The organism is Curtobacterium sp. BNK-1 (genome assembly GCF_048685235.1).
Taxonomy (GTDB): domain Bacteria; phylum Pseudomonadota; class Gammaproteobacteria; order Enterobacterales; family Enterobacteriaceae; genus Pantoea; species Pantoea agglomerans.
On sequence record NZ_JBLQTJ010000001.1, the window covers coordinates 2,676,968 to 2,689,928 of the forward strand.

Consider the following 12,961-nt stretch of genomic DNA (forward strand, 5'->3'; position numbering starts at 1 on the left):
ATATGCAACAGCCCGCATTAACATTGATGATTGTGGATGACCACCCGCTGATGCGCCGCGGTGTCCGTCAGCTGCTGGCGCTGGATCCCCGGCTGGAGGTGATCGCCGAAGCCAGCAACGGCACTGAAGCGCTGGCGGAGGCCCGCCATCAGGAACCGGACATCATTCTGCTGGACCTGAATATGAAAGGCATGTCCGGACTGGATACGCTGAAGGCGCTGCGCCATGAAGGGATCAGTTCGCGCATTCTGGTGCTGACCGTTTCTGACGCCCGCAGCGATATTTTTGCCATGGTGGATGCCGGTGCTGACGGCTATCTGCTCAAGGACAGCGAGCCGGAGGTCCTGCTGGCGCATATCCTGCAGGCATCACGGGGCGAAAAGGTCTTCAGCGAGGGCGTCACCCGCTATCTGGCTAATCGCCAGCACAGTGCCGATCCTCTGCGTCAGCTCACCGAGCGCGAACGGGATGTGCTGCAGGAGGTGGCGCGTGGCCTGTCGAATAAAGAGGTTGCCGCTATTCTGCATATCTCTGAAGAGACGGTAAAAGTGCACATTCGTAACCTGCTGCGGAAACTGGATGTCCGCTCACGCGTCGCCGCCACGGTGATGTGGCTTGAAAGCCGCAAATAGCCAACGAATTTACATTTTCTCCTCAATTTCTCCACGATTTCCCCCGCTGCCGCACGTAGAGTAAACGGCGGCGGAGAATCATGGCAAAGACCCGCCGAGTTTCCTGCCAGAGCGCCCGTTGCTGGTGGGCCTGACCAACGATAAAAGTAGTGAGGAGTGTCGATTTAATGTCGAATTTCTTTATCGACCGCCCTATCTTTGCCTGGGTTCTGGCGATTCTGCTGTGCCTGTGTGGCACGCTTTCGATTATTTCGCTGCCTATTGAACAGTACCCCGATCTGGCACCGCCCAACGTGCGCATCACCGCTAACTATCCGGGCGCATCCGCCCAGACGCTGGAAAACACCGTTACCCAGGTGATCGAGCAGAACATGACCGGCATCGATAATCTGATGTACATGTCCTCTAACAGCAGCAACACCGGCCAGGCACAGATCACCCTCACCTTTACCGCCGGGACCAATCCCGATGAAGCCCGTCAGCAGGTACAGAACCAGCTGCAATCCGCACTGCGCAAATTGCCACAGGCGGTGCAGTCGCAGGGTGTGACCGTCAATAAAACCGGTGACAGTAATATTCTGATGGTGGCATTCGTTTCAACCGACGGCAGCATGGATAAGCAGGATATTTCAGACTATGTCGCCAGTAATATTCAGGATCCGCTAAGCCGTATTGATGGCGTCGGCCAGGTTGACGCTTACGGCTCGCAATATGCGATGCGTATCTGGCTCGATCCCAATAAACTGATCGCCTATTCGCTGACCACGGAAGATGTGGTCAGTGCGATCCAGTCGCAGAACACCCAGGTTGCCGTGGGACAGGTGGGTGGCCTGCCGTCGGTAGAGAAACAGGCGCTTAACGCTACGGTCAACGCCCAGTCGATGCTGCAGACCCCTGAGCAGTTCCGGGCGATTACCCTGAAGAACAATCCCGATGGTTCGGTGGTGACGCTGGGCGATGTCGCCAGCGTGGCGCTGGGCGCTGAGAAGTATGATTATCTGAGTCGTTACAACGGCCAGCCCGCGTCAGGCCTGGGGGTGAAGCTGGCGTCCGGTGCCAACGAGATGAACACCGATAAGCTGGTGCGGGCGCGCATTGAGGAGCTGTCCCACTACTTCCCGCACGGTCTGGAAGCAAAAATCGCCTATGAAACCTCCCCTTTCGTTAAAGCGTCAATCACCGATGTGGTGAAGACGCTGCTGGAGGCGATTGTGCTGGTATTTGGCGTGATGTACCTGTTTATGCAGAACTTCCGCGCCACCTTAATTCCTACTATTGCAGTGCCGGTGGTACTGTTCGGCACCTTCAGCGTGCTCTATGCCTGCGGGTTCAGCATCAATACCCTGACCATGTTTGCCATGGTGCTGGCAATCGGGCTGCTGGTGGATGATGCCATCGTGGTGGTGGAAAACGTTGAACGTATCATGCATGAAGAGGGACTCTCGCCGCGTGCCGCCACCCGAAAATCGATGGGCCAGATTCAGGGCGCGCTGGTGGGTATCGCGCTGGTGCTCTCTGCGGTGTTTGTGCCGATGGCGTTTTTCGGCGGCACCGTCGGCGCCATCTACCGTCAGTTCTCAATTACCATTGTGTCGGCGATGGTGCTGTCGGTGCTGGTGGCGATGATCCTGACACCGGCGCTCTGTGCCACGCTGCTCAAACCCGTTTCACAGGGCGAGCAGCCTGAGCGTCGCGGCTTCTTCGGCTGGTTCAATCGTCACTTTAATCGCAATGCTGAACGCTACGAGCGCGGGGTCGCGGGTATCCTGCGCAAGGGCGGTCGCTGGCTGCTGCTCTATCTCGGCATCATCGGCCTGATGGCCTTTCTGTTTCTGCGTCTGCCGACGTCGTTTCTGCCGCTGGAAGATCGCGGCGTATTCCTGACGCAGGTTCAGCTTCCGGCAGGCGCGACGCTTGAGCAAACTGCCAGCGTCGTCGCCAAAGTTGAAAACTATTATCTCACCGAGGAGAAAGCCAATGTGCTGTCGGTCTTCTCCACCATCGGCGCAGGTCCGGGCGGCAATGGACAAAACGTGGCGCGTCTGTTTGTGCGGCTTAAAGACTGGGAAGCGCGGCCCGGTGCCGATCGCACCTCGTTCGCGATTATCGAGCGCGCGACGAAGGCATTCCAGAAGATCAAAGAGGGCCGGGTGATTGCCAGCAGCCCGCCAGCCATCACCGGCATGGGCAGCAGCTCCGGCTTTGACCTGCAACTGCAGGATCACGCGGGCGTCGGTCATACCCAACTGATGGCGATGCGTGACAAACTGCTGGAGATGGCGGGCAATGACAACGCGCTGTCGCGGGTACGGCACAATGGACTGGATGACAGCCCGCAGCTGCAGATCGATGTTGATGCACGTAAAGCGCAGGCGCTGGGCGTGTCGCTGGATACCATCAACGACACCCTGACCACCGCGTGGGGTTCCAGCTACGTGAATGACTTCCTGGATCGTGGCCGGGTGAAGAAGGTCTATGTGCAGGCTGCCGCTGAATTCCGCATGCTGCCAGACGACATCAACAAATGGTACGTGCGCAATAGCAGCGGCAAAATGGTGCCCTTCTCCGCGTTTGCCACCAGCCGCTGGGAGACCGGTTCCCCACGTCTTGAACGCTACAATGGCTATTCGTCGCTGGAGATTGTCGGCGAAGCGGCCAGTGGCGTCAGCAGTGGCACGGCGATGAATGAGATGGAAAAACTGGTTAATGCCCTGCCCCTGGGCGTCGGGTTCCAGTGGACCGGTGCCTCTTATCAGGAGCGGCTCTCCGGTTCGCAGGCACCGGCACTTTATGCGATTTCGCTGCTGGTGGTCTTTCTCTGCCTGGCCGCGCTGTATGAAAGCTGGTCGATCCCGTTCTCGGTGATGCTGGTAGTGCCGCTGGGCGTGGTCGGGGCGCTGATCGCCACCTGGATGCGTGGGCTGGAAAATGACGTCTATTTCCAGGTTGGCCTGCTGACGGTAGTGGGGTTATCCGCCAAAAACGCCATCCTGATTGTAGAATTTGCTAATGAGATCAACAGCCGTGGACGCGAGCTGGTGGAATCTACGCTGGAGGCATCGCGTCAGCGCCTGCGGCCGATTCTGATGACCTCGCTGGCCTTTATCTTTGGTGTACTGCCCATGGCGATCAGCAGCGGAGCGGGCTCCGGCAGCCAGCATGCCGTAGGAACCGGTGTGATGGGCGGAATGATCTCTGCCACACTGCTGGCGATCTTTTTTGTGCCGCTGTTCTTTGTGCTGGTACGCCGCCGCTTCCCGCTCAAAGAGAAGCCGCTCGACTAAGTAGAGGCGCAAATAAAAAGCGGTCACTGATATCAGTGGCCGCCTTATTTCTGTGTGTGGTAAGAATTCCAGCAAGCGGGATTAACCTGCTTTTTCTTCGCGCGTTACTTGTTGCGTAACATCGCTTCGATAAATTCTTTCCAGGTTCCCATTTCGGTGTCAATCATAATGCCCTCTCTTATTGTGCTGGCAATGTTACGCTCTTTTTTTATACAGGTGAATACGTTTACACCTGTTATATCTATCGGCATACGCCATAAAAACATGAATGTTGATGGTTTTGCAAGCTGACGCACACTTCAGCAACTCCTTAACCCCGTTGAAAATAATTTATTTTAAACCCAGCGGTAGACTATTTTATCAACATGGCGAAATTCCTAAGCTCTTATTGATAAGCAGGGTAATGGTTAGCTGCGAAATTGATAGCGTTTACCCGATGCCGGACGATGACCTTGTTGCCGTGCTCTGTGGCCCGATTCCCGCGCCTGTGCAGATGCCGCAACGGATCACACTATGGTAAACTCGCACTTTGGCTGCTTTTTTCAGCTTTCACTTCTTACAGGACAATAAGGATCGGGCAATGAGCACGCAGTGGGTGATGTTCGGGATTAAAAATTGCGACACCATAAAAAAAGCCCGGCGCTTTTTAACAGACGCAGGCGTTGACTATCACTTCCACGACTACCGTGCGGATGGCCTGAACGATGTCCTGCTGCAGGAGTTTATCGATGCACTGGGTTATCAGGCTCTGCTTAACACCCGGGGCACCACCTGGCGTAAATTGCCTGAGAGTGATCGCGACGCGGTTACCGATGCCAGCAGCGCCAAAGCGCTGATGCTGGCGCATCCCGCCATGATTAAGCGTCCGCTGTTGCGCGCCCCGGATGGCGCCCTGCTCGCCGGTTTCAGCGAAGCCACCTATCAGAATGCTATCCAGGAGAAGTCATAATATGTTTTGCCCGGTCATTGAGCTGACGCAGCAGCTTATTCGTCGCCCCTCTCTCAGCCCCGATGATGCCGGATGTCAGGCTCTGCTGATCGCCCGTCTTGAAGCCATTGGCTTTAAGATTGAAACGATGAACATCGACGACACCCTGAATTTCTGGGCCACCCGTGGCGAAGGTGAAACGCTGGCGTTTGCCGGTCACACCGATGTGGTGCCGCCTGGCGATGCCAGCCGCTGGATTAATCCGCCGTTTGAACCCACCATCCGCGACGGCATGCTGTTCGGTCGCGGCGCGGCCGACATGAAAGGATCGCTGGCGGCAATGGTGGTGGCTGCCGAACGTTTTGTTGCAGTGCGTCCCAATCACCGAGGGCGACTCGCCTTTATGATTACCTCTGATGAAGAGGCCAGCGGGGCCAACGGCACGGTTAAAGTGGTTGAGCGGCTGATGGCGCGCCGCGAACGGCTCGACTATTGCCTGGTCGGCGAGCCCTCCAGCACGGAAGTGGTAGGTGATGTGGTGAAAAATGGCCGTCGCGGCTCAATCACCGCTAACCTGATGGTGCATGGCGTGCAGGGCCACGTCGCCTATCCGCATCTGGCGGATAACCCGGTTCACCGGGCGATGCCCGCGCTGAACGAGCTGGTCGCGACCGAGTGGGATCAGGGGAATGAGTTCTTTCCGGCGACCAGCATGCAGATTGCCAACGTCCAGGCGGGCACCGGCAGTAACAATGTGATCCCCGGCGAGCTGTTTGTGCAGTTTAACTTCCGCTTCAGCACCGAACTCACCGATGAGATGATTCGTCAGCGGGTCGCAGAGCTGCTGGATCGTCACCAGTTGCGTTACACCATTGAGTGGAAACTCTCTGGCCAGCCCTTCCTGACCACGCGCGGTAAGCTGGTTGATGCCGTCGTGAAAGCTGTAGCGCACTATAATGAAATTAAGCCGCAGCTGCTGACCACGGGCGGAACCTCCGATGGCCGCTTTATTGCCCGGATGGGTGCACAGGTGGTGGAACTGGGGCCAGTGAATGCCACCATTCATAAAATCAATGAGTGTGTGAAAGCCTCCGACCTGCAGATGCTGAGCCGGATGTACCAACGCATCATGGAACAACTGATCGCCTGACGGCGGTTCTAAGGAGCAGCAAATGGAATTTATTAAAGATTACTGGTGGATCCTGGTGATCCTGCTGATGGTTGGCGTGCTGATGAACGTTTATAAAGATCTGAAACGCATCGATCATAAAAAATTTATGGATAACAAACCTGACCTGCCGCCGCATCGTGATTTCAACGATAAATGGGATGACGACGACAACTGGCCGAAGAAGAAGTAAACGAAAAAGCCCCTGCTATGCAGGGGCTTTTTTATGGTTCTTCACAAAATCAGCTCTCATCAGCGTTAAGATCGAGCTTGCGCAGGGGCTTTTTACATCATCACGATAACATCATCGTCACCCGGTTTTGCGCCGCTTAACGCCTCATCAAAGTAGCGTTTTGGCACCGTATAACGCAGATGATTCAGCGCCAGCTCCATGCTGCGGTGATCGATGGCGTGCGCCAGATCGTCAACGATATCCAGGGTAACATCGCCACCGCAGGCGGTCAGCCGATGCTCCGCCTGCTGCGCATGGTGCAGCGGGACCTGCTCATCATAATCACCGTGGATCAGGTGGATGGTGGTGCGGGTACTGGCCTTCTCCGGCAGGGTAATAAACCGGCCATTAAACACCACCGCGCGGCCCGCCAGATCCGGATGCGCCTTAACCCCTTCCAGCACCATACTGCCGCCCTGCGAAAAGCCGATTAAGGCTGTCGCTTCCGGCCGCACGCTGCTCTTTTTTTGCCAGTGACGCACAGACCCAACAAACTGCGGCATGGCCGCATCAACCCGCTGCTGGACGGTCTGATCGTGCAGGTCGGTTTCGCCGAACCACTGACGACTCGCACCAGGCGAGCCGACGGACACCACCAGCGCGTCGGGAAACGTTCGGGCAAACCAGTTGCCAATCTCGCCCATTGAATCCGGGTTATCGCCAACGCCATGGTAGAGCAGAAACAGCTGTGCTGTGGTGGCAGGCTGTTGAACGATTACATATTTCAGTGTCATGTTGACCTCCTGTGTTCACTCTACGCCGCCTGGCATAAAATCATATGAGGATAATTTGAACCAGCTGGTCGAATTATTTCAACGGCAGGTGCAGCAAGGCTGCATCAACGCCCAGTGTCTGGAGGGCCGCTGCCGCCTGCTGACGCAGCGCTGCGACTAGCGCTTTGCGCCCACTCACTCCCGCCTGCTGGGCCAGTTCGCCCAGGGCTGTGGGTGTGGCAACCGCCGCAGCCAGCAGCGGTAAAGAGGCTGAACTGGCCTGCACCAGACGCTGCAACACCGGCAGGCTCGCTTCCAGTGGCCGCTGCGCCCAGGCAAAACCCGCCGCCAGACGAATATCCTGCGCGGTCAATCCGTCGTCAGTTACCTGATCAAACTGCAGTTCCAGTGCGATATGCTGGCGCAACAGCGGCCAGTCTCGCGCCAGCTGTTCTGCCGCGCGGTGCTGCAATGCCTCACCCGCAGCAGAACAGGGCAACATGGCCATCGCCGCGTAGCAGCCGCTGCTGGCTTCGCGCTGACTGCCAATCCGCACCAGGCTAAAGCCACAGGCGCGCCAGAAGGCCCAGAGAGATTCAGTGTAGCCGAAGCTGACGGAGAGGTAGTCATATCCGACGGCCGCACTGGCCGCTGCCGCAACCAGCTGCTGTCCGGTTCCCAGACGACGCCGCTCCGCCGCCACGGCAATACGGCTGATGCGCAGCGAGCGCAATGTCGCCGCCTCAGCCAGACCAGCGTGGGCTGCCAGCGACTGAGCCACCAGATTCCCGCGGGGTCGCCGGGTGCCCGCCCAGACCGCCTGTGCCAGTGCAGGTTCAAGACCGCCCTCTTCCACCAGCCAGAGCGCGCCCTGTAACGCCGACGCGTCGCCGGCCCGCCACAGCTGCATGCCCGGGGCATCCAGCAGGCGGCGCAGATCAAGCGGTGAGGTACGATAGTGTGCACTCGTCAGCAGACGATACGCGGCCTCCAGCGCGCTGAAATCGTGGCGCTCAACACGATGAGGCGTTACAGGAGAATCGGGTGCGGTTGCGGCGGTATCTTCAAACAGCAGCGCCCGGTTCAGCCACTGCTCCAGCGGATCGAAACGCGACCAGCGCAGCGGCTCATCGAGCGTAAAATAGTGTGCATCAGGAAGCCCGGCGCAGAATTTAAGGATAAACCCGCGCCCGCTTCCTTCGTAGCCCTGTACGGTGGTGGTGAGCAATACGCGGGGATATCGACTGACCAGCGCCTGCAGCAGCGGTGCCGGGATCGCCGCCGCTTCATCCACAATCAGCCATTCCGCCTGCGGCAGCGTCTCCAGCGCCAGCAGCGCATCGGGTGCCATAAAGTGAAAAGCGTCAGCGGCGAAGGTGCTCAGCACCTCCGTTGAGGCTTTGGCCGGAGCCGTCACCAGACAATGTCCGTTCAATCGCGCCAGCATACCCGCCAGCGCCGATTTACCGCGTCCGCGGGGCGCGGTCAGCACGGCAACCCCCGATGGCAGCCTCATCAGCTGATCGAGTATCGCCTGCTGCTGCTGCGGTGCCTGACAGTGCCACTGCGGCCAGTCCGGCTGCGCCGGAAACCGGCATGGCTGATGCTGCCGCTCCAGCAGCACCTGGTCATCCGCTAATATCAGCTGTTGCAGGTGGTGAACAAAATAAGGGGTGGCGATGGGTTCAGCGACATCGGCCCAGCGCAGGCTGTCGCTGTCAGGCTGCTGCGCCCACTGTTCCCAGGGCGGCACCAGCAGTAACAGCCAGCTACCGGCGGTGAGCGTGCCAGCCAGCGCAGCGAAAGCGTCGGCATGAAAGCCCTGACGAGCGTCAAACAGAGCATGACGAAATTCACGGCCAAGCAGCGTGCGCACCGCAGCAGGCTGTTTGTGCAGGACCGGCGTTTTATACTGACCCGGCCCTTTATCCGAAGCAGAGAACAGCGGTTCCGGGCTCAACGCCAGCCAGTCGCCGGTCAGCGTTTCACGCCACGCCGCAGCCCGTAGTAAACACCAGGCCGGGTCGCCGCTGATCACCGCCAGACGACGCACACCGGCCTGCTGCATAAGCTGCGTAAGAGGCTGCAGACTCATCAGTTGCTGGCGAAGGTGTTGCACTGTCCTGGATTGCCACCATCAAACCCGCGCTTGAACCAGGTGTAGCGCTGCTCAGACGTGCCGTGGGTGAAGCTGTCCGGCACTACGCGGCCCTGACCTTTCTGCTGCAGGCGGTCATCGCCAATTGCCTCGGCGGCATTCAGCGCTTCCTGCAGATCGCCCGCTTCAAGGATATTTTCCTGCTGCATATAGTGTCCCCAGACACCGGCAAAACAGTCCGCCTGCAGTTCCATTTTGACGGAGAGCTGATTAACCTGCGTCTGGCTGGCACCCTGCTGCATTTCACGCACTTTCGGTTCAATACCCAGTAGTTTCTGGACATGGTGGCCAACTTCATGCGCGACGACGTAGCCCTGGGCGAAGTCACCGTCCGCGCCAAGTTTGGTTTTCATCTCGTCATAAAAAGAGAGGTCGATGTAGACGGTCTGATCGGCAGGACAGTAGAACGGCCCCATGACTGACTGTCCGGTACCACAGCCAGTGCGGGTTGCGCCGCGATACATCACCAGCTTCGGTGCCACATACTGTTTGTTCATCTGCTGGAACAGTTTGCCCCAGGTGTCTTCCGTGGTGGCCAGGATCACCTTCGTAAATTTCGCAGCCTCATCATCATTGGCGCTGACGCTGCGCTGTTGCTGCTGGCTGGTCGGTGCAACTTCGCCGCCTGTCAGCAGTGCGGTCAGGTCGTAACCATAATAACCCGCGATGGCCACGACAATCAGCAGCACAATACCGCCTTTACCGCGCGGCAGACGAATCTGGCGGCCTCCGCCGCCTAATGAACCGGACGACTGATCGCGACGGTCCTCTACATTGTCGCTTTCGCGACGCCCTTGCCAGCGCATGCTGTATTCCCTCAGTCATTTTTTCAGATGGCATGATTTTAGTTGTGTGAGGCAGCAATCACCAGCTTTACCCTGAAATGAAAAAAGGAGAGCCGGGGCTCTCCTTTTTCTTTCTGCGCGGCAGGCAAACTCAGTCGAGCTTCACGCCCAGCCGCTGTGCAACCGCTTCATAGGCTTCCACCACGCCGCCCAGACTCTGGCGGAAACGGTCTTTATCCATTTTATCCAGCGTCTCTTTATCCCACAGGCGCGCACCGTCTGGCGAAAACTCATCGCCCAGCGTCACTTCGCCGTTAAACAGACCAAACTCCAGTTTGAAGTCGACCAGAATCAGGCCCGCATCGTCGAACAGTTTGCTCAGCACCTCGTTGGCTTTAAAGGTCAGCTCCTGCATCCGCGCCAGGTTCTGTTTGCTGACCCAGCCAAAGGTTTCGCAGTAGGATTCATTGACCATCGGGTCATGCTTTGCATCATCTTTCAGGAAAAGATCAAACAGCGGCGGATTGAGCACAATGCCCTCTTCCACGCCCAGACGTTTTACCAGCGAGCCTGCGGCGCGGTTACGTACCACGCACTCTACCGGCACCATCTCCAGCTTCTTCACCAGCGCTTCAGTATCTGACAGCAGCGCTTCCATCTGGGTCGGGATACCCGCTTCCTGCAACTTAGTCATGATAAAATGGTTAAACTTGTTGTTAACCATTCCCTTGCGATCAAATTGCTCGATTCGGGCGCCATCACCTGCTGACGTATCGTTGCGGAATTCGAGTATCAGCAGATCCGGGTTATCGGTGCTGTATACGGTTTTCGCTTTACCGCGATACAACTCAGCTCGCTTTTGCATCTTGTTCACTCCAGACTTGAAATAACGGGTGTTCAGCGGCCAGTGCCGCTGCGGCGATTGCCTTGACGCAATCGTTTACTTCGCCGCGCGCTATTATGCCAAAAACAAAATAAAAAGGCCGGAGAATCTCCGGCCTGGGGCAACTTTATTTGTTCAGCGCCGCCTGGAACACGGCCACCAGCGCATCGTTCTGCGACTGGGTCAGCACATGCCCTTTCGGGTCGATGAATTGCAGACTGGTGCGGTTGTCGAGATCGCCGACCTGCACTTTGTAATCACCGTTTGGTAATTCCGGATCTTTCGCACCGACTGAATCCCAGTCGCTGCTGCTCAGTGACTTGTAGGTCACCTTCATGCTGCCGGTTGAGCGGGTCGTGTCGGTCACTTCCATCCCGACGCGTTTCATTGCATCAGGCAGACGCTGCCATGCCACGTTGTATGGCGTACGCAGGATCAGCAGTGGCAGGCCGGTATCATCTGCACCGCTCTGCACATCAATGGCCCCATTCACCCGACCAGAGGCCGCGTTTTCACTCGCCGTATCAATCTTGTCCATACCGGTGCTGATGTCATTCAGCATCTGCGCGGTGTAACGCTGGATCTGCACAGGTGAGGTAATGGTTTTACCATCCTGCTGCAGCTCCAGCAGACGAACGGTTAACTGCTGCTGATAGCTCTGCGACTGCACGCTGATCTGGTAGCGGCCACGATACTGCTGATCTTCATCAGCACGGTTCCACTGCACCCAGTCCGTCGTCAGCTGCTGGCCTGCGTCATTACGGGAAGCAATCGGGAATTTGTAAGACTGCACCACGTTGACGACCTGCGACCAGACTGAGCCGCGGCTGTTATCAATCATCAGCGCGCCGGTATTGTTGCTGAACTGTGCGCGGGTGCCGTTCATCAGCGCCAGCGGCTGGGCTGGCGGACGGATGTCGAGCTGCTTGCCGGTGGGTGCCTGACTGGTCGTGCGCGGCACGTCGAAATCACCACGCTGCACCGGCAGGATCATTCCGGCAGGCGCTTTCAGTTCATTTAACTGACTGGCTTCAAGATAAGATTCGTCACCGCTGACCTGGCGCTTATAACGCTGATCGCTTGAACAGGCCGACAACAGCATCAGGGTAGAAAGCCCCACCACTGTGGCTACTGTTGACCGCTTTACTGAGTAATTCATTCAAACTCCCTAAATTATCGCAAACCCGCTTTCACCAGCGCCTGCTCCACTTTCGGCTGGCCGGCTGCAGTCAGTGGCGTCATTGGCAGACGCAGCGTGTCGTTAGCGATTAATCCTAGCTGTTTCGCAGCCCATTTCACCGGGATAGGATTGGGTTCACAGAAAAGCGTCTGGTGCAGATGCATCAGACGCTGATTCAGGCGGCGTGCCTCGACGAAATTGCCCTGCTGTGCGAGTTGACACAGTTCGACCATTTCGCGCGCAGCCACGTTGGCCGTCACCGAAATAACGCCTTTGCCGCCCAGTTGCATAAAGTCCAGCGCAGTCGCGTCATCGCCACTCACCAGAATGAAATCTTCATTAACCAGCTCTTGGATCTGACTAACCCGCGATAAGTTCCCGGTTGCCTCTTTGATTCCGATAATATTTTTGATTTCGGCCAGGCGGGCAACGGTTTCCGGCAGCATGTCACAACCGGTACGCGAGGGAACGTTATACAGCATCTGTGGCAGGCTGGTGCTATTCGCAATCGCTTTAAAGTGCTGGAACAGCCCTTCCTGCGTCGGACGGTTGTAATATGGGGTCACGGTCAGGCAACCCACAACGCCGGAATTTTCAAAACGCTTAGTCAGAGAGATGCCTTCAGCGGTGGCGTTTGCCCCGGTTCCGGCAATCACCGGAATACGGCCATCGGCCAGCTCCAGGGTCAGCATCACCACATCACCATGTTCTTCATGGCTCAGGGTAGCAGATTCGCCTGTGGTGCCGACGGAAACGATCGCCGCGGTGCCGCTGGCGACGTGATAATCAATCAGTTTTTTCAGACTCGACCGGCAGACATTACCGCTGTCATCCATTGGCGTAACGAGTGCAACAATACTTCCCGTAAACATTGGCGATCCCCTCGACAAACAAGTGCTTCATGGTACGTTTTACACTTAGGGAAAAGCAAGCCAGCCACGCCATTCCCGCGCTTGTCAGCAGTTTTTTTTATGTTTACCTTATGGTTATTAGCGAAA

At 57.3% G+C, this 12,961-nt stretch carries 12 protein-coding genes; 5 read left to right on the forward strand and 7 right to left on the reverse strand.

All coding sequences use genetic code 11. From position 1 onward, the window contains the following. The first annotated feature begins 2 nt into the window (after positions 1-2). Both narL and acrD read left to right on the forward strand, forming a co-directional pair. A complete protein-coding gene (gene narL / locus ACMGGP_RS12625; protein WP_010259976.1) occupies positions 3-632 on the forward strand; it encodes a two-component system response regulator NarL in 630 nt (209 codons plus the stop codon). Positions 633-799: 167 nt separating this feature from the next. Continuing rightward, the gene (acrD, locus tag ACMGGP_RS12630) at positions 800-3,916 is read left to right on the forward strand and encodes a multidrug efflux RND transporter permease AcrD (RefSeq protein ID WP_498798488.1); all 3,117 of its coding nucleotides are present in this window, start codon (positions 800-802) and stop codon (positions 3,914-3,916) included. A gap of 104 nt (positions 3,917-4,020) precedes the next feature. Here acrD and ACMGGP_RS12635 read toward each other — a convergent pair whose 3' ends face one another. After that, on the reverse strand, positions 4,021-4,212 hold the full coding sequence (locus ACMGGP_RS12635; protein ID WP_498798489.1) for a hypothetical protein: 192 nt from the start codon (positions 4,210-4,212) through the stop codon (positions 4,021-4,023). A gap of 284 nt (positions 4,213-4,496) precedes the next feature. Here ACMGGP_RS12635 and ACMGGP_RS12640 point away from each other — a divergent pair, with 284 nt between their 5' ends. From ACMGGP_RS12640 to ACMGGP_RS12650, 3 genes are read left to right on the forward strand one after another with little or no spacing between them, the layout of a single operon-like run. After that, positions 4,497-4,865: an ArsC family reductase gene (locus tag ACMGGP_RS12640; RefSeq protein WP_187492419.1), complete on the forward strand. Its 369-nt coding sequence runs from the start codon at positions 4,497-4,499 to the stop codon at positions 4,863-4,865. 1 nt (position 4,866) lies between these two features. Next, positions 4,867-5,994, forward strand: a complete 1,128-nt coding sequence (gene dapE / locus ACMGGP_RS12645; protein WP_010671351.1) for a succinyl-diaminopimelate desuccinylase — start codon at positions 4,867-4,869, stop codon at positions 5,992-5,994. 22 nt (positions 5,995-6,016) lie between these two features. Next, complete coding sequence (locus ACMGGP_RS12650) at positions 6,017-6,205, forward strand: YpfN family protein (RefSeq protein WP_003848800.1); 189 nt, start codon at positions 6,017-6,019, stop codon at positions 6,203-6,205. Between the two features lie 92 nt (positions 6,206-6,297). On the opposite strand, the gene ypfH is transcribed toward ACMGGP_RS12650, so the two are convergent. The 6 genes from ypfH to dapA form a co-directional block, all read right to left on the reverse strand. After that, positions 6,298-6,978 carry an esterase gene (ypfH, locus tag ACMGGP_RS12655; protein ID WP_064690306.1) on the reverse strand — a complete coding sequence of 227 codons (681 nt, stop codon included), beginning with the start codon at positions 6,976-6,978 and terminating at the stop codon, positions 6,298-6,300. Positions 6,979-7,051: 73 nt separating this feature from the next. Then, positions 7,052-9,052, reverse strand: a complete 2,001-nt coding sequence (locus ACMGGP_RS12660) for a tRNA(Met) cytidine acetyltransferase TmcA (RefSeq protein WP_122889735.1) — start codon at positions 9,050-9,052, stop codon at positions 7,052-7,054. Continuing rightward, positions 9,052-9,921 (reverse strand): KPN_02809 family neutral zinc metallopeptidase, encoded by an 870-nt coding sequence (ypfJ, locus tag ACMGGP_RS12665; protein ID WP_498798490.1) that lies wholly within the window; start codon positions 9,919-9,921, stop codon positions 9,052-9,054. Before ypfJ ends, ACMGGP_RS12660 begins: the two co-directional genes overlap by 1 nt. Before the next feature lie 130 nt (positions 9,922-10,051). Next, complete coding sequence (purC, locus tag ACMGGP_RS12670; RefSeq protein WP_010260002.1) at positions 10,052-10,765, reverse strand: phosphoribosylaminoimidazolesuccinocarboxamide synthase; 714 nt, start codon at positions 10,763-10,765, stop codon at positions 10,052-10,054. 145 nt (positions 10,766-10,910) lie between these two features. Continuing rightward, the gene (bamC, locus tag ACMGGP_RS12675; protein WP_010260005.1) at positions 10,911-11,942 is read right to left on the reverse strand and encodes an outer membrane protein assembly factor BamC; all 1,032 of its coding nucleotides are present in this window, start codon (positions 11,940-11,942) and stop codon (positions 10,911-10,913) included. Between the two features lie 14 nt (positions 11,943-11,956). Then, complete coding sequence (gene dapA / locus ACMGGP_RS12680) at positions 11,957-12,835, reverse strand: 4-hydroxy-tetrahydrodipicolinate synthase (RefSeq protein WP_010260008.1); 879 nt, start codon at positions 12,833-12,835, stop codon at positions 11,957-11,959. Between the last annotated feature and the right edge of the window lie 126 nt (positions 12,836-12,961).

What these genes read in the sequence shown, in the direction of transcription:
- narL (WP_010259976.1), top strand. Translation starts at nt 3, where the DNA reads ATGCAACAGCCCGCATTAACATTGATGATTGTGGATGACCACCCGCTG.
- acrD (WP_498798488.1), top strand. Translation starts at nt 800, where the DNA reads ATGTCGAATTTCTTTATCGACCGCCCTATCTTTGCCTGGGTTCTGGCG.
- ACMGGP_RS12640 (WP_187492419.1), top strand. Translation starts at nt 4,497, where the DNA reads ATGAGCACGCAGTGGGTGATGTTCGGGATTAAAAATTGCGACACCATA.
- dapE (WP_010671351.1), top strand. Translation starts at nt 4,867, where the DNA reads ATGTTTTGCCCGGTCATTGAGCTGACGCAGCAGCTTATTCGTCGCCCC.
- ACMGGP_RS12650 (WP_003848800.1), top strand. Translation starts at nt 6,017, where the DNA reads ATGGAATTTATTAAAGATTACTGGTGGATCCTGGTGATCCTGCTGATG.
- ypfH (WP_064690306.1), bottom strand. Translation starts at nt 6,978, where the DNA reads ATGACACTGAAATATGTAATCGTTCAACAGCCTGCCACCACAGCACAG.
- ACMGGP_RS12660 (WP_122889735.1), bottom strand. Translation starts at nt 9,052, where the DNA reads ATGAGTCTGCAGCCTCTTACGCAGCTTATGCAGCAGGCCGGTGTGCGT.
- ypfJ (WP_498798490.1), bottom strand. Translation starts at nt 9,921, where the DNA reads ATGCGCTGGCAAGGGCGTCGCGAAAGCGACAATGTAGAGGACCGTCGC.
- purC (WP_010260002.1), bottom strand. Translation starts at nt 10,765, where the DNA reads ATGCAAAAGCGAGCTGAGTTGTATCGCGGTAAAGCGAAAACCGTATAC.
- bamC (WP_010260005.1), bottom strand. Translation starts at nt 11,942, where the DNA reads ATGAATTACTCAGTAAAGCGGTCAACAGTAGCCACAGTGGTGGGGCTT.
- dapA (WP_010260008.1), bottom strand. Translation starts at nt 12,835, where the DNA reads ATGTTTACGGGAAGTATTGTTGCACTCGTTACGCCAATGGATGACAGC.